Annotated in this window: 13 protein-coding genes, 4 tRNA genes and 1 pseudogene; 17 read left to right on the forward strand and 1 reads right to left on the reverse strand. The window is 45.2% G+C overall.

Annotation, left to right across the window (positions count from 1 at the left end):
* Positions 1-199: 199 nt before the first annotated feature.
* The 11 genes from K0T93_RS00005 (at position 200) to rplL (ending at position 5,385) form a co-directional block, all read left to right on the forward strand.
* Positions 200-286, forward strand: a tRNA-Tyr gene (locus K0T93_RS00005).
* 35 nt (positions 287-321) lie between these two features.
* Positions 322-395, forward strand: a tRNA-Gly gene (locus K0T93_RS00010).
* 14 nt (positions 396-409) lie between these two features.
* Positions 410-484, forward strand: a tRNA-Thr gene (locus K0T93_RS00015).
* Positions 485-546: 62 nt separating this feature from the next.
* Positions 547-1,737, forward strand: a complete 1,191-nt coding sequence (gene tuf / locus K0T93_RS00020; protein WP_225721399.1) for an elongation factor Tu — start codon at positions 547-549, stop codon at positions 1,735-1,737.
* A gap of 46 nt (positions 1,738-1,783) precedes the next feature.
* A tRNA-Trp gene (locus K0T93_RS00025) sits at positions 1,784-1,859 on the forward strand.
* 39 nt (positions 1,860-1,898) lie between these two features.
* A complete protein-coding gene (gene secE / locus K0T93_RS00030) occupies positions 1,899-2,279 on the forward strand; it encodes a preprotein translocase subunit SecE (RefSeq protein ID WP_225721400.1) in 381 nt (126 codons plus the stop codon).
* A 1-nt stretch (position 2,280) separates the two neighbouring features.
* Positions 2,281-2,838, forward strand: a complete 558-nt coding sequence (gene nusG / locus K0T93_RS00035) for a transcription termination/antitermination protein NusG (protein WP_225721401.1) — start codon at positions 2,281-2,283, stop codon at positions 2,836-2,838.
* Between the two features lie 159 nt (positions 2,839-2,997).
* The gene (rplK, locus tag K0T93_RS00040; protein WP_225721402.1) at positions 2,998-3,429 is read left to right on the forward strand and encodes a 50S ribosomal protein L11; all 432 of its coding nucleotides are present in this window, start codon (positions 2,998-3,000) and stop codon (positions 3,427-3,429) included.
* Positions 3,430-4,128: a 50S ribosomal protein L1 gene (gene rplA / locus K0T93_RS00045; RefSeq protein WP_225721403.1), complete on the forward strand. Its 699-nt coding sequence runs from the start codon at positions 3,430-3,432 to the stop codon at positions 4,126-4,128.
* A gap of 305 nt (positions 4,129-4,433) precedes the next feature.
* Positions 4,434-4,931 (forward strand): 50S ribosomal protein L10, encoded by a 498-nt coding sequence (gene rplJ / locus K0T93_RS00050; protein WP_225721815.1) that lies wholly within the window; start codon positions 4,434-4,436, stop codon positions 4,929-4,931.
* Between the two features lie 76 nt (positions 4,932-5,007).
* On the forward strand, positions 5,008-5,385 hold the full coding sequence (gene rplL, locus K0T93_RS00055; RefSeq protein WP_225721404.1) for a 50S ribosomal protein L7/L12: 378 nt from the start codon (positions 5,008-5,010) through the stop codon (positions 5,383-5,385).
* 103 nt (positions 5,386-5,488) lie between these two features.
* Here the strand turns inward: rplL and K0T93_RS00060 are convergent, their stop codons facing one another.
* Complete coding sequence (locus K0T93_RS00060; RefSeq protein WP_225721405.1) at positions 5,489-5,644, reverse strand: hypothetical protein; 156 nt, start codon at positions 5,642-5,644, stop codon at positions 5,489-5,491.
* 103 nt (positions 5,645-5,747) lie between these two features.
* Between K0T93_RS00060 and rpoB the strand changes: the two genes are divergently transcribed.
* The 6 genes and pseudogenes from rpoB to fusA all read left to right on the forward strand — a co-directional run bounded on the left by rpoB (position 5,748) and on the right by fusA (position 20,265).
* A complete protein-coding gene (gene rpoB / locus K0T93_RS00065) occupies positions 5,748-9,860 on the forward strand; it encodes a DNA-directed RNA polymerase subunit beta (protein WP_225721406.1) in 4,113 nt (1,370 codons plus the stop codon).
* 21 nt (positions 9,861-9,881) lie between these two features.
* Positions 9,882-14,129, forward strand: coding sequence for a DNA-directed RNA polymerase subunit beta' (gene rpoC, locus K0T93_RS00070; protein ID WP_225721407.1), 4,248 nt, complete (start codon positions 9,882-9,884; stop codon positions 14,127-14,129).
* Between the two features lie 851 nt (positions 14,130-14,980).
* A pseudogene (recQ, locus tag K0T93_RS00075) lies at positions 14,981-16,558 on the forward strand (DNA helicase RecQ); the annotation flags it as partial.
* A gap of 465 nt (positions 16,559-17,023) precedes the next feature.
* Complete coding sequence (rpsL, locus tag K0T93_RS00080; protein WP_225721408.1) at positions 17,024-17,404, forward strand: 30S ribosomal protein S12; 381 nt, start codon at positions 17,024-17,026, stop codon at positions 17,402-17,404.
* Between the two features lie 154 nt (positions 17,405-17,558).
* Positions 17,559-18,029 carry a 30S ribosomal protein S7 gene (gene rpsG, locus K0T93_RS00085; protein WP_225721409.1) on the forward strand — a complete coding sequence of 157 codons (471 nt, stop codon included), beginning with the start codon at positions 17,559-17,561 and terminating at the stop codon, positions 18,027-18,029.
* A gap of 133 nt (positions 18,030-18,162) precedes the next feature.
* Positions 18,163-20,265, forward strand: a complete 2,103-nt coding sequence (gene fusA / locus K0T93_RS00090) for an elongation factor G (RefSeq protein WP_225721410.1) — start codon at positions 18,163-18,165, stop codon at positions 20,263-20,265.
* Positions 20,266-20,289 lie beyond the last annotated feature (24 nt).

The following is a 20,289-nucleotide window of genomic DNA, read 5'->3' on the forward strand; positions in this document are numbered from 1 at the left end:
CTAGGCTAGTCGACTGCGATAATTAAACGATTATACAGCTTCTTTATAAAGCGCTTTTATAAAAGTTATTAATACAATAGTAGTTTAAAAGTTACTTAGATAAATAAGGATAGTAAGGAGGGTCGCTTTTGACGAAGTTAACCTATACTGGGGTAGTTGACACTCGCATCTAATTAGCTGACAATGCCTATCCTTTGCAGGAGGGGTGCCCGAGTGGTTAAAGGGGGCAGACTGTAAATCTGTTGGCTTTACGCCTACGTTGGTTCGAATCCAACCTCCTCCACCAGAATTTATTGATAGTAATATAAGAAAAATTATCTTGCGGGTGTAGCTTAATGGTAGAGCAGAAGTCTTCCAAGCTTATGACGAGGGTTCGATTCCCTTCACCCGCTCCAATATATAGGTATTTGCCCATGTGGCTCAGTGGTAGAGCACTCCCTTGGTAAGGGAGAGGTCGGCAGTTCAATCCTGCCCATGGGCACCAGTAAGTTTTAGTGATGCGTTTTCGCGCGAAGCAACAGATCAAATTCCTGTGAGGAGTCAAAAATGGCTAAAGGCAAGTTTAGACGAACCAAGCCGCACGTGAACGTAGGCACGATCGGTCACGTTGACCATGGCAAAACCACACTGACGGCGGCACTCGCGACAGTGCTATCATCGAGGTTTGGTGGCGAAGCGAAGAAATACGATGAGATTGATGCAGCGCCGGAAGAAAAAGCTCGTGGCATTACGATCAATACAGCGCATATTGAGTATGAGACAGAACAGCGTCACTATGCACATGTAGACTGCCCGGGTCACGCAGACTACGTGAAAAATATGATCACGGGCGCAGCACAGATGGATGGCGCGATCCTAGTTGTGTCGGCTGCTGACGGCCCGATGCCCCAAACGCGTGAGCACATTCTACTAGCACGTCAGGTGGGTGTACCGTATATCGTTGTATTCCTGAATAAATGCGATATGGTAGACGATGCGGAGCTGCTCGAACTAGTAGAAATGGAAGTGCGCGAGCTGCTATCTAAGTATGAGTTTCCTGGCGATAATACACCGATTATTAAAGGTTCGGCGAAGCTAGCCCTAGAGGGAGACAAAAGCGAGTTAGGTGAGGCAGCGATGCTAAGTCTGGCTAATGCGTTAGATGTGCACATCCCAACACCTGAGCGTGTGGTAGATGGCACATTTCTCATGCCGGTGGAAGATGTCTTCTCAATTTCCGGCCGTGGCACCGTAGTTACTGGACGCGTGGAGCGTGGAGTAATTAAGGTTGGTGAAGAAATTGAGATTGTGGGTATACGCAACACATCAAAGACAACATGTACAGGCGTGGAGATGTTCCGAAAACTTTTAGACCAGGGTCAAGCTGGTGATAACGTAGGTATACTACTACGTGGTACTAAGCGTGAGGATGTAGAGCGCGGCCAAGTATTATCTAAGCCTGGGACAATCACGCCACATACGCACTTCACAGCAGAAGTATACGTGCTAAGTAAAGACGAAGGCGGGCGACACACGCCATTTTTTAATAATTATCGGCCGCAATTCTATTTCCGAACGACAGATGTGACAGGCTCAATTGAGTTACCTCTAGACAAAGAAATGGTGATGCCGGGTGATAACATATCGATCACAGTCAAGTTAATTGCGCCAATCGCAATGGAAGAAGGCCTGCGCTTTGCAATCCGTGAAGGTGGTCGTACTGTCGGTGCTGGTGTTGTTGCTAAGATTATTAAATAAAACACAGCTTTTATTATAGGAATATATTGTAGTTACAGCGCGCTTTAGGGGTATAGCTCAACTGGTAGAGCGTCGGTCTCCAAAACCGAAGGTCGGGGGTTCGATGCCCTCTACCCCTGCCAATACAACACCGTTTATACGGTATATTTGTTTAGAGTATTATGGCAAATTCATCCGCTGAAACTGTAAATACTATAGGTAATAGATTACTATTTGCACTAAGCATACTACTAATTATTGCTGGAGTTTCTGGTTTTTATCTACTGGAGATGTATGATTGGTATATACGTAGTCTAGTTTTGGTAATTTGTGTTGTTGTAGGCATTGCAGTAGAGCTTGCCTCTTCTTCAGGCAGAAGCTTTATTATATTTGTGAAAGATTCATATCGTGAGGTTCAAAAAGTTATTTGGCCAACCCGAAAAGAGGCTAGTCAAACAACTATAGTCGTATTTAGTTTTGTGTTGCTGATGGCAATCTATCTATGGATTAGTGATAAGACTATTGAATGGATTATCTTTTCACTGATTTTAGGTTGGAAGTGATATGAATAATAGTACAGCACCACTAGGTGAAAATCGTTGGTATGTCGTACATGTCTATTCTGGTATGGAAAAAAGTGTACAACGTACGCTTCAAGAGCGTATTGAACGTGCTGGTATGCAGGATAAATTTGGTCAGATCTTAGTTCCAACAGAAGAGGTTGTCGAAATTAAGGGTGGACATAAATCACTAACCGAACGCCGGTTTTTTCCGGGTTACGTGTTAGTAGAAATGGTAATGACTGATGAAACATGGCATTTAGTAAAAAATACCGCCAAAGTTACTGGATTTGTCGGTGGTGTTCGGAATCGTCCAAGTCCTATTTCTCAGCATGAAGTTAATAAAATTATGTCGCAAATGCAAGAAGGCGTCGAGAAACCACGGCCAAAAACTTTGTTTGAGGTTGGGGAGTTGATTCGTGTTAAAGAGGGCCCTTTTACAGATTTTAATGGCAGTGTTGAGGAAGTAAATTATGAAAAGTCGCGTGTTCGTGTTTCAGTAACAATTTTTGGTCGAGCTACGCCAGTTGAGCTTGAATTTGGCCAGGTTGAAAAGGTCTAAATTAGATTTCATGTTTAATATAAGCTTTCCACGTAACAGAGTCTTATCCAGTATTGAAGTACTTTTAGTTTGCTTCATTAGCTATTAAGAAGCATTGGTATAGTTTTATAAAAGCATCTTACTACTTGCCGAACGCCTAGCGTTCACCCGAGATTTTAAATGGCAAAAAAAATTATTAGCTTTATTAAGCTTCAGATTCCTGCGGGTAAAGCCACCCCTTCCCCACCTATTGGTCCAGCACTAGGTCAGCGAGGCTTAAATATAATGGCGTTCTGTAAGGCATTTAATGCGCAAACACAAGGCCTTGAGCCGGGTTTGCCAACGCCAGTTTTAATTACGGCTTATGCAGATAAAAGTTTTACGTTTGTTCTAAAAACCCCCCCAGCAGCCATTCTTATTAAGAAAGCAGCAAAGGTTGATAGAGGCTCGAATAAGCCACATATGGATAAAGTAGGTAATATTACATACGCACAAGCCACAGAAATTGCTAAGACAAAGATGCCAGATCTTACCGCAGCTAGTCTTGATGCAGCAGTTCGTACAATCGCCGGTACTGCTCGTTCGATGGGTATTACTGTGGGAGGTGTGTAGATGGGCAAAGTTTCAAAGCGCTTAAAAGCACTGGAAAGTAAAGTCAATCACCTAAAGCTATACTCTATAGATGATGCAATTTTGCTTGTGAAGCAGTGTTCGACTGCTAAGTTTAATGAATCAATAGATGTGGCAGTACAGCTAGGTATTGATGCAAAGAAATCAGATCAAGTAGTTCGTGGTTCAGTTGTATTACCAGCTGGTACCGGAAAAAGTGTGCGCGTTGCCGTATTTGCGCAAGGCGATAAAGCAGAACAGGCTAAAGCTGCGGGCGCTGAAATTGTTGGGATGGAAGACTTAGCTGAGCAAGTAAAAGCAGGTAATCTAAATTTCGACAGCGTAATAGCGTCACCAGACGCGATGCGTGTTGTTGGCACGCTCGGTCAAATTCTTGGCCCGCGTGGCTTAATGCCAAATCCTAAAATGGGCACAGTTACTCCTAATATAGCGACAGCAGTGAAGAATGCGAAAGCTGGCCAGGTGCAATTCCGTGTTGATAAAGGTGGGATTATCCATGCGACTATTGGTCGTGCATCATTTGAATCAAGCGATTTGAAATCTAATCTTACTATATTAGTAGATACGCTACAAAAAATGAAACCAGCAACTAGTAAAGGTATTTACCTACGTAAAATTATGATATCAAGCACGATGGGTATCAGTGTGCGAGTAGATTTAAGTACGGTTATCGCAAAATAAGTAATTACACAGTAAGATGTACTAATAGTTAAGCTTTTCTACCGCCTATAGGCTAGGTGTTTATGTGGTTGCTATAAGACGACATAGTTAATTATTAAGATCGTGGGTAAAAGTAGTTGTAGCACCCAATCTTTATTAAAGCCAACGCAGATAGCAAACTCGAAATAGTTTTGCAGAATATAAGCTGGGTGCAGTACTGTAATACCAGTGAAAATACCCCAACAATCTCGGGCGCGCTGTTCATGAAACGCGGTGCGCGATGTGGTCGGAAAGACCGTCTAACGGACCAAATCTGGAGGTTAAACGTGCCACTTAATCGTGAAGATAAGCGGGCCGTCGTAGCTAAGATTTCTGCAAAAGTTGCGAAAGCTCAGACTATTGTATTGGCTGAATATCGAGGGATTTCGGTTGGCGATCTAACCCATCTTCGCGCAAAAGCATATGAGCAACACGTATACCTATGTGTGTTGAAAAATACGCTTGCGCGCAAAGCGGTTATGGGTACGCCGTTTGCTCCACTTGCCGAGCATATGAGAGGTCCTTTAATTTATAGCATTTCAGACGATGTAATTCCGGCAGCTAAGGTTATTTATGACTTTAGCAAGGCTACTGACAAGCTTGTAATTAAAGCCGGCTTCTATGAAGGTAAGGTAATAAACAAAGTTGACGTGCAAGCGTTAGCTTCTATTCCGAGCCGAGAGGAACTGCTTGTGAGGCTGCTAAGTGTTATTCAAGCACCTGTTTATAGCTTCACATATGCTTTGGCTATTCTAGCCGAAAAGCGGCAGAGTGAAGCCGCCTGACAGGTAGCCGGGCACGAGCCCGGTTAACCGCGGATCGTTGGCTAAAAATCCAAATTCCAAGTTAGGAGTATTTTAAATGGCAATCGCAAAAGAAGACATCTTAGAAGCCGTTGGCGCGATGTCAGTCCTGGAGCTAAATGAGTTAGTTAAAGCCTTCGAGGAGAAGTTTAATGTATCGGCTGCTGCGCTTGCTGTTGCGGGTCCATTAGGTACCAGTAGTGACACTGCGGCGGTAGAAGAACAGATAGAGTTTGTAGTAAACCTACTAGAAGTTGGTCCGAATAAAGTATCAGTTATTAAGACTGTTCGTGAACTCACTGGCCTAGGTCTCAAGGAAGCAAAAGATTTAGTCGATAGCGCACCCAGATCTGTTAAGGAAGCGGTATCGAAAGACGTCGCTGAAGAGGCAAAGAAGAAACTTGAAGACGCTGGCGCAAAAACTGAAATTAAATAATTCCAGTTTTTGCGCGAAGGGCTGGCGGTTCCAGACCGTCAGCCTTTTTGCGCTTTGTAGATCTAGCGAGCGCTTTAATAGCACTATGTTTGCGTCAAAGAAACTAAAGAAAAAAGCATTTAGCAAAATTATTTGCTTTTTTCTTTGCTTTCTGAAGCGACTGCAGAAGGCAAGTTTGGTCCGGGTAGCGGGCAATATGGGCAACCGCTGCTGTCAGCCAGCGGTTGGTAGCGGCCAACCACCAAGCTTCTTGGTCCATTCAGATATCTGGATGACCATAGGGTTTCAGTCGGTGAACACTCAGGCAATTTTATTCACTGCTGTTAGAGCAGTGTACTATCACGCCATGATTCGGAGATCGCATGCAATATTCTTTCACCGAGAAGAAGCGTATTCGCAAAAGTTTTGCAAAACGCCCTATCGTTCACCCGGTTCCTTTTCTACTAGCTACTCAGCTTGAATCATTTAGTGCTTTTCTCCAAGGAGATGTGCCTGCTGCACAACGTAAGTCAGAGGGACTCCAGGCTGCTTTCACGTCTATTTTTCCGATTATTTCGCATAATGGTTTTGCCCAACTTAAGTTTGTTAGCTATGCGCTCTCATTGCCGGTATTCGATGTCAAGGAGTGCCAGCAACGCGGCTTAACCTATTGTTCTGCATTACGGGCTAAGGTTCGCCTGGTTATTTTCGACAAAGAATCTCCAACTAAACCGCTTGTTAAGGAGGTTAAAGAGCAAGAAGTGTATATGGGCGAAATTCCGCTTATGACGCCAACCGGCTCGTTCGTAATCAACGGTACTGAGCGTGTAATTGTTTCGCAGCTACATCGGTCACCGGGCGTATTCTTTGAACACGATAAGGGTAAGACGCATAGCTCGGGTAAGCTATTATTCTCAGCGCGAATTATTCCGTACCGCGGCTCCTGGCTAGATTTTGAATTTGATCCAAAAGACATTCTGTACTTTCGGGTTGATCGTCGCCGTAAGATGCCGGTAACAATCCTGCTTAAAGCCATTGGTTTGACGCCAGAGAAGATCTTAGCTAATTTCTTTGTATTCGACAACTTCACGTTGATAAACGAAGGTGCGCAGATGGAGTGCGTACTAGATCGATTGCAGGGCGAGGTTGCACGTTTTAATATTGCTGATCGAGATGGAAAAGTTATTGTCCAAAAAGATAAACGAATCAATGCCAAGCATATTTGTGATCTTGAGAATACAAAGACGAAATATATCTTAGTACCGGATGACTACTTAATTGGTCGTGTTCTTGCCAAAAACGTGATTGACACTGATACCGGGGAGATAATTGCCCATGCTAATGAGGAGATAACTGAGATTCTACTCGATAAGCTTCGAGAAATAGGAATGACAGAAATCCAGACGTTATACACAAATGATCTGGATCATGGTCCATACATATCAGCAACGCTGCGTATCGACGATACTACCGATAAGACTGCCGCGAGAATTGCAATCTATCGGATGATGCGGCCAGGTGAGCCGCCCACAGAGGAAGCCGTCGAAGCGCTGTTTAACCGTTTGTTTTATAGTGAGGACGCGTACGACTTATCGAAAGTCGGCCGCATGAAGTTTAACCGACGTGTCGGTCGTGACGAAATTCATGGTCAAATGACTTTGACTGATGCTGACCTTCTTGCCGCGATTAAGATCTTAGTCGAGTTACGTAATGGTAAGGGTGAAGTCGATGATATTGACCATCTTGGCAACCGTCGCGTACGCTGTGTCGGAGAGCTAGCTGAAAATCAGTTTCGGGCCGGCTTAGTGCGTGTAGAGCGTGCGGTTAAAGAGCGCCTTGGCCAAGCAGAAAGTGAGAACTTGATGCCGCACGACCTGATTAACTCAAAACCGATTTCGTCAGCGATTCGTGAGTTCTTCGGCTCCTCACAGCTATCACAGTTTATGGATCAGACTAATCCACTATCTGAGATTACGCATAAGCGGCGCGTATCAGCGTTAGGACCAGGCGGGTTAACACGCGAGCGCGCTGGTTTTGAGGTGCGTGACGTTCACCCAACCCACTATGGCCGCGTATGCCCGATCGAAACGCCGGAAGGTCCAAACATTGGTCTTATTAATTCACTTGCATTATATGCCCACCTGAATGAATATTGTTTTCTTGAGACACCGTACCGGAAAGTAATCAATGGAAAAGTAACAAACCAGATTGACTACCTATCTGCGATTGAGGAAGGGCGATATGTAATCGCTCAGGCAAATGCGGCGATTGACGATGAAGGTAGGCTAATTGACGAGCTGGTTTCGGCTCGAGAAGCTGGTGAAACGCTGATGGTTATACCAGATCGCATCCAGTATATGGATGTTGCGCCATCACAGATCGTGTCTGTAGCTGCATCGCTTATTCCATTCCTCGAGCATGATGATGCAAACCGTGCATTAATGGGTTCAAACATGCAGCGTCAAGCGGTACCTTGCTTACGGCCAGAAAAAGCGGTGGTTGGAACTGGTATTGAGCGTAGAACTGCCGTGGACTCCGGCACGACAGTACAGGTATTCCGCGGCGGAGTGATTGATTATGTTGACGCGCGCCGCGTAGTAATTCGCGTAAATGATGAGGAAGCGGTAGCTGGTGAGGTCGGAGTCGATATCTATAATCTGACTAAATATACGCGCTCAAACCAAAATACGAATATCAACCAGCGGCCTATTGCGAAAGTTGGAGATTGTGTCACGCGTGGCGACGTAATTGCTGATGGTGCGTCAACGGATCTAGGCGAGCTTGCGCTTGGCCAGAATATGCTGGTTGCTTTTACGCCGTGGAATGGCTACAACTTTGAGGATTCGCTTCTTATTTCTGAACGTGTCGTTTCCGATGATCGCTATACCTCGATCCATATTGAAGAGCTGAATGTTGTAGCACGAGATACGAAACTCGGGCCAGAAGAAATTACGCGAGATATCTCTAACCTAGCTGAAGTTCAGTTAGGCCGCTTAGATGAATCAGGTATCATTTATATTGGTGCTGAAGTTGAGGCGGGTGATGTGTTAGTTGGCAAGGTAACACCGAAAGGCGAAACTCAACTGACCCCAGAAGAAAAGCTGCTGCGCGCAATCTTCGGCGAGAAAGCCTCTGATGTAAAAGATACCTCCTTGCGCGTTCCATCAGGTATGACTGGCACAGTAATTGATGTGCAAGCATTTACACGCGAAGGGATCCAGCGCGATAAACGCGCACAGCAGATTATTGATGATGAGCTTAAACGCTATCGATTAGATTTGAATGACCAGTTGCGTATCGTTGAAAGCGATGCGTTCGAACGGTTAGCTCGGATGCTTAACGGTAAAGCTGCGAACGGCGGGCCGCAAAAGCTTACGAAGGGTACAAAGATTACACGCGAATACCTAGATCACCTAGATCATTATCACTGGTTTGATATTCGCCTATCTGATGAAGATTCGGCGGCTCAACTAGAGGCAATCAAAGAATCGATCGAGCAGAAGCGCTATCAATTTGACCTCGCGTTTGAAGAAAAGCGCAAGAAACTTACACAAGGCGATGAACTGCCCCCGGGTGTACTAAAAATGGCTAAAGTATACCTAGCAGTCAAGCGTCGCTTGCAACCCGGTGACAAGATGGCAGGTCGCCATGGTAACAAGGGTGTCGTCTCCAAGATCGTTCCAATTGAGGATATGCCATATATGGCTGATGGCCGCCCATGCGATATTGTGTTAAATCCGTTAGGTGTCCCATCGAGAATGAATGTTGGGCAGATACTCGAAACTCACTTAGGCTGGTCCGCAAAAGGCTTGGGTTGGCGTATAGGTGAAATGTTGCAGGCTAAGAAAGCAACGCTAGTCCAGGATCTACGATTATTTTTGACGAAGATCTATAACGAGTCCGGTCATCTAGAGTCGATTGATGAAATGTCCGATAATGAAATTATCGAGCTTGCGCAGAACTTGAAAGAAGGTGTGCCATTTGCAACACCGGTATTTGATGGTGCACATGAGAAAGAAATTTCTCATATGCTCGATCTAGCGTTCCCAGATGAGATAGCACAGCAGCTAGGAATGACAAAGTCGAAGAACCAGGTGACACTGTACGATGGACGCACAGGCGAGGCTTTCGAACGTCCGGTAACTGTTGGTTATATGCATATGCTAAAGCTTCATCATTTAGTAGATGATAAGATGCATGCACGCTCGACTGGTCCGTATTCACTAGTGACGCAGCAGCCGTTAGGTGGTAAAGCCCAGTTTGGGGGGCAGCGCTTTGGGGAAATGGAAGTATGGGCGCTAGAGGCATATGGTGCATCCTACGTGTTGCAGGAAATGTTGACAGTGAAGTCAGATGACGTAACAGGCCGTACAAGGGTATATGAAAACCTTGTTAAGGGTGATCATGTAATCGATGCGGGGATGCCGGAGTCATTCAACGTACTTGTGAAAGAAATACGGTCGCTCGGTATTGATATCGACCTAGACCGGAACTAATCGGACTACTGGAGAGAAGCGATGAAAGCTTTGCTCGATCTATTCAAGCAAGTCCAGCAAGAAGAAGTTTTTGATGTAATCAAGATAAGCCTAGCCTCGCCGGATAAAATCCGGTCGTGGTCGTTTGGTGAGGTGAAAAAGCCGGAAACAATTAACTACCGCACGTTCAAGCCAGAACGTGATGGTTTATTCTGCGCGAAAATATTTGGCCCCATTAAGGACTATGAATGTCTATGCGGCAAATACAAACGCTTGAAACATCGCGGTGTAATCTGCGAAAAGTGCGGCGTTGAAGTAACGCTTTCGAAAGTGCGCCGAGAGCGTATGGGTCATATTGAGCTTGCTTCGCCAGTTGCGCATATATGGTTTCTAAAATCACTACCGTCGCGCCTAGGTATGGTGCTCGATATGACATTACGCGATATTGAGCGCGTTCTTTATTTCGAAGCATATGTCGTAATTGATCCCGGTATGACGTCTCTCAAGGCGCGGCAGATCATGACCGAAGAGGATTACTATAAAGCTGAAGAAGATGGTGAGGAGTTCCGAGCGGAGATGGGCGCAGAAGGTATACGTGAACTACTGCGCTCAATTGATATTAATTCTCAGATCGAGCAACTTCGTGCTGAGTTGAAGAATACCGGCTCCGAAGCGAAGATCAAGAAGTATGCAAAACGCCTAAAAGTACTTGAGGCATTTCAGCGTTCTGGCATTAAGCCGGAGTGGATGATTCTTGAGGTACTGCCTGTTCTACCGCCAGAGTTGCGTCCACTAGTACCACTGGATGGTGGCCGGTTCGCGACGTCAGATCTAAATGATTTGTATCGCCGTGTGATCAATCGTAATAATCGGTTAAAGCGCCTACTTGAGCTAAAAGCGCCCGAGATAATTATTCGAAATGAAAAGCGAATGTTGCAGGAAGTAGTAGACTCGTTGCTAGACAATGGTCGTCGTGGTAAGGCTATGACTGGCGCTAATAAACGCCCCCTGAAATCTCTTGCAGATATGATCAAAGGCAAGGGTGGCCGCTTCCGCCAGAATTTACTTGGTAAGCGAGTTGACTACTCTGGCCGATCAGTAATTGTTGTTGGTCCGACACTTAAACTTCATCAGTGTGGTTTGCCTAAGTTAATGGCACTTGAATTATTTAAGCCGTTTATTTTCAATAAGCTTGAAGTGATGGGCGTTGCAACAACTATTAAGGCGGCGAAGAAGGAAGTTGAAAGCCAGACACCAATTGTATGGGATATTCTTGAAGAAGTAATCCGCGAGCATCCAGTAATGTTAAACCGTGCGCCAACGCTGCATCGGCTTGGAATTCAAGCGTTCGATCCTGTACTAATAGAAGGTAAAGCAATCCAACTACATCCGCTCGTATGCGCAGCGTTTAACGCTGATTTCGATGGTGACCAGATGGCTGTGCATGTGCCGCTATCGCTCGAAGCACAGATGGAGGCGCGCACTCTAATGCTTGCGTCTAACAACGTTCTGTTCCCAGCCAACGGCGATCCTTCAATTGTTCCATCACAAGATATCGTACTAGGATTGTATTACGCGACGCGCGAAGCAATCAATGCTAAGGGTGAGGGAATGACCTTTACTGGCGTTAGCGAAGTCCTGAGGGCATATGAGAATAAGGCGGTAGAACTAGCATCGCGTATTAATGTGCGAATTACTGAAATGGTAGCTAACAAGATTCAATCGGATAGTGAACCAAAATTTATAGCCAAGACCTTACTATATACAACTACTGTAGGTCGTGCAATTCTCTCAGAGATTTTGCCACCAGGTCTGCCATTCAGTGTCCTGAATAAACCCTTAAAGAAGAAAGAAATTTCTCGACTGATTAATACTGCCTTCCGTTGTTGCGGTCTGCAAGAGACAGTGATTTTTGCCGATCAGCTCATGCAATCTGGATTCCACCTAGCTACCCGCGCCGGTATTTCGATCTGTGTTGATGACATGCTCGTACCGGCGCAAAAAGAAGCGATTGTAGGCGAAGCTGCTAAAAAAGTTAAGGAATATGATCGACAATATATGTCAGGCCTAGTTACTGCCCAGGAGCGCTATAATAACGTAGTCGACATTTGGTCAGCAACCTCTGAATTAGTTGGTAAAGCAATGATGAAGCGGCTGTCAACCGAATCGGTAATCGACCGCAATGGTAATGAGACACGCCAGGAGTCATTTAACTCAATCTATATGATGGCAGACTCTGGTGCACGTGGTTCGGCAGTACAGATTCGTCAATTAGCGGGTATGCGTGGGCTTATGGCTAAGCCAGATGGCTCAATTATTGAGACGCCAATTACCGCAAACTTTCGAGAAGGCTTAAATGTATTACAGTATTTTATCTCAACGCATGGTGCCCGAAAGGGATTAGCAGATACTGCGTTAAAAACTGCAAACTCAGGCTATCTAACTCGTCGTTTAGTCGACGTAACGCAGGATTTAGTAGTAGTTGAGGATGATTGCAATACTAGTAAGAGTGTGGCAATGAGAGCGCTTGTAGAAGGCGGTGAAGTTGTCGAAGCGCTGCGTGACCGGATTCTTGGTCGGGTAGCAGTAGTCGATATAATTAATACTGAAATTCAGGAAGTACTGTACCAATCAGGTACGCTGCTAGATGAAACTGCAGTTGAAGAAATTGAGCGTCTTAGTATCGATGAAGTACGTGTACGCACCCCGTTAACTTGTGAAACACGCTATGGTTTATGCGCAAAGTGCTATGGCCGCGATCTTGGGCGCGGTACACTAGTAAATGTGGGCGAAGCAGTTGGTGTAATTGCCGCACAATCAATCGGTGAGCCGGGTACGCAGCTAACAATGCGCACATTCCATATTGGTGGTGCAGTATCACGAACGGCGGTGGCATCCAGTGTTGAGGCGAAGTCTAATGGAACTGCACGATTCACTCCGACGATGCGCTATGTGACAAACGCAAAAAACGAACAGATTGTTATTTCTCGCTCCGGAGAAGTAGTTATCACAGATGACTACGGACGAGAGCGCGAATGCCATAAAATTCCGTATGGTGCAACGCTATTGCAGTTAGATGGCACGCAAATTAAGGCAGGCACCCAGCTTGCAACGTGGGATCCAATGACACGTCCGATTATCACGGAGTACGGCGGTACCGTAAAGTTTGAAAATGTTGAAGAAGGCGTAACTGTTGCAAAACAGATCGATGAAGTAACTGGTCTATCGACTCTCGTTGTAATTGATGCAAAGCACTGCGGTTCTCAGTTGTCTAAGAGTGTACGCCCACAAGTAAAGCTGCTCCATAAAAGCGGTGACGAAGTAAAAATTCCGGGAACAGAGCATGCGGTACAGATTGGCTTCCAGGTCGGTGCACTAATTACTGTTAAAGATGGTCAGCAGGTTCAGATCGGTGAAGTACTAGCTCGTATTCCAACCGAGTCACAGAAAACTCGTGACATTACCGGCGGTTTGCCTCGAGTTGCCGAGCTATTTGAAGCGCGTTCACCAAAGAATGCAGGCTTCTTAGCGGAAGTTACTGGAACAGTATCGTTCGGAAAAGATACGAAGGGCAAGCAGCGCTTGATCATTACAGACCTAGATGGTAATCAACATGAATTTTTAATTGCAAAAGAAAAACAAGTACTTGTACATGATGGCCAGGTTGTAAACAAGGGCGAGATGATTGTAGATGGGCCTGCCGATTCGCATGACATACTACGTCTACAGGGAATCGAAGCGCTATCTCGATATATCGTTGATGAAGTACAAGACGTATATCGTTTGCAGGGTGTAAAAATTAATGACAAGCATATTGAGGTGATTGTGCGACAAATGCTGCGCCGCGTACAGATTATTGATAACGCTGACACGCGGTTTATCCCGGGCGAACAAGTCGAACGCTCTGATATGCTGGACGAAAATGACCGGATCATTACGGAAGGTAAACGTCCGGCAACCTATGAAAACGTGCTGCTTGGTATTACAAAAGCGTCACTGTCAACTGATTCGTTTATCTCAGCTGCATCGTTCCAAGAAACAACGCGCGTTTTAACTGAAGCTGCGATTATGGGCAAGCGCGACGACCTCCGTGGTCTAAAGGAGAATGTAATCGTTGGCCGCTTAATCCCAGCTGGTACAGGGCTTGCATTCCATAAGGCTAGAAAGAGAAAAGAAGTGGCTGATCAAGAACGTTTTCGGCAGATTGTAGCAGAAGAAGAACACGCGAGCCCATTTGACTTTACTTTACCAAAAACTCTAGTCGAACAGCCTCATTCTAAAAATGAGTAATATAGCGCTTGCTAGAGAATAATCAATAGTATTAGTGGGTTGTAACTACTTATTCCCCATTATAAAATGGTAATCCCCATATGTGAAAGCGTATGGGATTTTATCCTTGTATGAAGTATACTAGATATTGAATAGTGAAACTTTATCGCCTAGTACTTGATATTTAGAGTTTCTCTAAGCGTTAAAAGCATCGAAAATAATAATATACACATGTATTGACTGTGATAAATACACTGTAAAAACGATGAAATGCCTCGAAGACTGCTACCAGCATACTGCCTAGTACGTAACATATATCTCTACTATAAAAAGATGATAAGTTTTTACTATAGAGAGTAGATAACTACTACTAGACGGCCCGATAGGGCGCGCTCTAAAAATATAGCAATATCAAGACTAGCCTATCTTAATTTTAGTAAAATTAAATAAGCTTAAGATACTAATGCACTGCATGATACTGCATCTATACTCTAATCTTCTCATTGCTTTGTGTTTGTAAGTTTTATTTTGTATAAAAAGTTTATTATCATGCGGGGAATATTATATAGGGGTAAGTGGCGGGCGCGGCAGTTTTCCTGACATCTAAAATTATAGATGCAAAAACGCTTTAAATAAAAGATACAAGACTATCTAAATTTCGTCCTCTCTATCTTGTTTGGGCAAGAATTTTGTTGCTTGTGTGAGTAATATTTTAGGTATTTCAAGAGGGAATATAAATCTAGCTATTCCGGGATAGGCGCATTAAGCTACCTTTATCAGCTATTGATAGAACATACCTGCCTATGCGCGATTGATAAAATGCGTTGATCTAAATACGCATTGTGCAGCTGTGTTCTTATCCGTGGAGTTTCATGTCCCACTGTCTTACTTTACTCAAAAAAGTTTTCGGATATCCTGCGTTTCGCGGTTCGCAAGCTGATATCATCGAACATGTTGCAGCGGGACACGATAGCCTCGTGCTAATGCCAACTGGGGGCGGTAAGTCTTTATGCTATCAAATTCCAGCGCTGATACGCCATAATGCCGGCCTGGGCGCTAGTATCGTAGTATCGCCGTTGATCGCATTGATGCAGGATCAAGTTGCGGCATTAACTAAAGCAGGAGTACGGGCAGCATACCTAAACTCCTCACTTACCTTAGCTGAGGTAGTTATAGCCGAGCGTGCATTTGTACGTGCTGAGTTGCAATTATTGTATATTGCACCAGAGCGACTAATGACATCGCGGTTTCTAGAGCTACTGACAAGAAGCCGAATAGGGTTGTTTGCGATCGACGAAGCCCACTGTGTGTCTCAGTGGGGTCATGATTTCCGGTGCGAATACATGCGTCTATGTGCGTTGCATAAGCGTTTCCCGAGGGTACCTCGTATCGCTTTAACTGCGACAGCAGACACACTTACGCGAGAAGAAATAATCGAGAGGCTTGCACTACACCATGCTCGAGTATTTATTTCGAGCATTAATCGACCGAACATTCGTTATCGAATCATTGAAAAAAATAACGCGCGTGCGCAATTACTGGATTTTATCCAGGCTGAACATACTAAGATAGATGGCACTACCGATACAGGCATTGTTTATTGCCTATCGAGACGGAAAGTTGAGGAAACAGCCAACTGGCTTGTACGACAAGGGTTACGTGCGTTGCCATATCACGCCGGTATGGATGCGCGGCTTCGCCTGAAAAATCAACAGGTTTTCCAACACGAGGAAAGCGTTGTAATATGTGCAACAATTGCATTTGGAATGGGAATTGATAAACCCAACGTGCGCTTTGTCGCACATTTAGATCTGCCTAAGAGCATTGAAGGCTACTATCAAGAAACCGGTCGGGCAGGCCGAGATAACCACGCATCTAATGCGTGGATGGTTTACGGACTAGGTGATGTTATGCAACAGCGTAGGATGATTAGAGAATCTACGGCTAATGAGTTGTATAAAAGAGTGCAAACAGCGAAGCTTGAGGCATTGCTTGGATTATGCGAAACAGCTAAATGTCGGCGCGTGCAGCTACTCAGCTATTTTGGAGAAACAGGCCAGCCATGTGGCAACTGTGATATATGTCTAGATCCGCCAGCAACCTATGATGGTACACGTGAGGCACAGATGGCGCTCTCGTGTGTATACCGTGCGAAACGAGCTAGTGGCTTTGGGTTTGGCGAGAGTCACCTGACTGACATATTATGCGGTAATAAAACTAAGCGTGTTAAGAGATGGGGGCATGACACCTTAAGTACTTTCAGTATTGGTGCATCATTGCCGGCGGAGCAATGGCGATCTATTTTTCGTCAATTAATTGCGCTGGGCTTGCTTTCTATCGATCACGGAGGTCACGGCATACTAGTCCTTACAGAATTAAGTAAATCTGTGTTGAAAGGGGAGCGTAATATTACGCTGCGCCAATACAGCAAATTTAAACGGGATACGCAAGGCGGATGGCACACATTATGGTAATTTAGTTTAATCGCTAGTATGTCGTTATTCAGTATACGTACTAGAGGGGCAGTTAACGCCTAGCGTCGCTAGAGCGCTCAAGCCTAGCCCACGTTATTTTCACAATGTAATACTTAACGAACTAGCCTACACTGCGGAAAATATCATCCGATAGACTATGCCGCGCATCAAGCCGAAGCACTTTTAAATTTGAAGGGCTCAGTCACTAGAGAGATAAGCAGGCACCCATTTTATAGCATCAGTCATTCTCTTATCATAATAAGATTATAAAATCTGTTGACGTACTTACAAAGTTTAGAATAGCATGAAGAGATATTCTATCGGCAAAACCGTGCACGCATCGTTGGCTATTCTTTCGATACTTAGACCCCTGCTAGATTATCTAGCATGACCTCTACCTAGGCCTGCGTCATCCGGTTTTGACTACTTCTAGGAATCAATATGCCGACCATTAACCAATTGGTTCGCAAAGGTCGCACTTCGGAGCATGCGAAGAGCAAAAGCCCGGCTTTGCAGGACTGCCCGCAGCGGCGCGGTGTGTGTACTCGTGTGTACACGACAACGCCCAAGAAACCAAACTCAGCGCTTCGTAAAGTCGCAAAGATTCGTCTGACGAATGGCTTCGAGGTTATCTCATACATTGGTGGTGAGGGCCATAACCTGCAGGAGCACTCAGTTGTATTAATCCGTGGCGGCCGGGTTAAAGATTTGCCAGGTGTGCGTTACCACACAGTGCGAGGATCACTTGATACCCAGGGCGTTAAAAACCGCAAACAAGCTCGATCAAAGTACGGCGCAAAGCGTACTACTTCAGGTAAGTAAATAGTATTGCTATCGAAAAGCAGTGACGCTAAATAATTAAACTCTATCAAGCAAGTACTCACATAGTAAGGGTAGTTAATCACAAGATAGAGAGAAATTTAATAGGTAGCCGCATAAGAAAAAACCACCGCAACTGAATAGTTAAAGGAAAAAAATGCCGCGTCGTCGCGAAGTCTCCAAGCGAGAAATATTGCCAGATCCAAAATTCGGTAATATTGATGTTGCAAAATTTATGAACGTGCTAATGCTTTCAGGAAAGAAATCAGTCGCTGAACGTATTGTATATGGGGCTTTTGAGCAAATACAAGGCAAAAGCGGGAAAGATCCACTTGAAGTATTTACTGCCGCGCTGAATAACGTGAAGCCAGTAGTTGAAGTAAAAAGTCGTCGCGTTGGTGGCGCGAATTATCAGGTCCCGGTTGAAGTGCGGCCATCACGCCGCATGGCATTGTCGATGCGTTGGTTGCGCGAAGCCGCGAAAAAACGTAGTGAAAAGTCCATGGTACTGCGTCTAGCCGGAGAATTGCTCGAAGCTATAGAAGGCCGAGGCGGGGCGATGAAAAAGCGCGATGAAGTACACCGGATGGCGGAAGCAAATAGGGCTTTCTCGCATTTCCGTTTCTAATAGCTAGTTAGACTGGAAGTCTGTAATAAGCAGAGAAAGAAATTTCGGGCGGGTGCGCTTCCGGAGCGCCTCGCCCGTTTGTGTTAGAGCGCATCGCGGTTTTTCCGCTGCGCAATCTTCTTGAGAGATTAAAGTGGCTCGTAAGACTCCTATCGAGCGTTACCGTAATATCGGTATTAGCGCTCATATTGACGCCGGAAAGACGACGACAACAGAGCGTATCCTGTTTTACACGGGTGTAAATCACAAGATCGGCGAAGTGCATGATGGTGCTGCAACGATGGATTGGATGGAGCAAGAGCAGGAACGTGGTATCACAATTACATCCGCTGCGACAACGGCCTTCTGGAAAGGCATGGGTAACAACTACCCAGAGCACCGAATTAATATTATCGATACGCCCGGTCACGTCGATTTTACAATCGAGGTCGAGCGTTCAATGCGCGTCCTGGATGGCGCATGTATGGTGTACTGCGCTGTCGGCGGCGTTCAGCCGCAATCGGAAACGGTATGGCGCCAAGCTAATAAGTACAAGGTGCCGCGTCTCGCGTTTGTTAACAAAATGGACCGTACGGGCGCAAACTTCTTTAAGGTATATGAGCAGTTAAAGATGCGCTTGAAGGCTAATCCAGTGCCGATCGTCGTGCCGATTGGTTCAGAAGAGTCATTTAGAGGTGTTGTTGATCTCTTGAAGATGAAAGCGATTATTTGGGAGGATGCTTCACAAGGAACAAAGTTTGAATATACAGATATTCCGCTGGAACTCGTAGATACGTGTAGAGAGTGGCGTGAGAAGATAATCGAGGCGGCTGCTGAAGCGAGCGAGGCACTAATGGAAAAGTATCTTAGTGGTGAGACGTTAAGTGAAGCTGAGATTGTCAAGGCGCTGCGCGATCGCACAATTGCTTGTGAAATTCAGCCAATGTTATGTGGGACTGCATTCAAGAATAAAGGCGTGCAGCGCATGCTAGACGCGGTGATCGATTTCTTACCATCGCCGATCGACATTCCGCCGGTTAAAGACGAGACTAAGAGTGGTGAAAATGTAGAACGCTATGCGTCAGATAGCGAAAAATTCTCAGCACTCGCGTTTAAAATTATGACAGACCCATTTGTTGGTCAATTAATTTTTTTCCGTGTGTATTCAGGTGTCGTAAATTCTGGCGATACAGTGCTAAATTCAACAAAAGGCAAAAAAGAGCGTATTGGGCGGATTCTACAAATGCATGCGAATCAGCGCGAGGAAATTAAAGAGGTACGTGCTGGCGATATTGCCGCTGCAGTTGGACTGAAAGAAGTGACCACTGGTGACACACTATGTGCTCTGGTGAACCCAATTGTGCTTGAGCGTATGCTATTTCCAGAGCCAGTTATCTCACAGGCTGTTGAACCAAAGACAAGAGCTGACCAGGAAAAGATGGGTATTGCACTCAACCGTCTAGCTCAAGAAGACCCCTCTTTTCGCGTACATTCTGATGAAGAATCTGGGCAGACAATTATCTCGGGTATGGGAGAATTACATCTAGAAATCTTAGTCGATCGGATGCAGCGCGAATTTAATGTCGCAGCGACAGTCGGTAAGCCACAGGTTGCTTACCGCGAGACAATACGAAATTCAGCAGTTGATGTCGAAGGCAAGTTCATTAAGCAATCTGGAGGGCGAGGTCAATACGGTCACGCCGTAATTATGCTAGAACCCAATGAACAGGGTAAAGGCTATAAATTCATTGATGAGATAAAAGGTGGTGTAATTCCGCGTGAGTATATCCCTGCGGTTGATAAAGGCATTCAAGAAACACTAAAAAGTGGCGTGCTAGCTGGCTTCCCGGTTGTCGATGTGATAGTACATTTAACGTTCGGTTCATATCATGATGTAGATTCAAACGAAAATGCATTCCGAATAGCCGGATCAATAGCGTTCAAGGAAGCAATGCGGCGAGCGAATCCAGTAATTCTAGAACCAATGATGGCTGTCGAAGTTGAAACACCAGAAGAATATATGGGAAATGTAATGGGTGACCTATCAGGTCGCCGCGGTATTGTGCAGGGTATGGAGGATATGGTCAGCAGCGGTAAGATTATTCGTTCTGAGGTACCGATGTCAGAAATGTTCGGTTACTCAACATCGTTACGTTCGCTGACGCAAGGCCGCGCTACATACACAATGGAGTTTAAACACTATGCCGAGGCTCCACGCCATGTTGCTGATACGATTATAAATGCAAAGACGAAATAATTAGTTAGTACGGTATTCAAGAAA

The sequence above is a fragment of the Candidatus Vallotiella sp. (ex Adelges kitamiensis) genome, from assembly GCF_020342435.1.
Classification (GTDB): Bacteria; Pseudomonadota; Gammaproteobacteria; order Burkholderiales; family Burkholderiaceae; genus Mycetohabitans.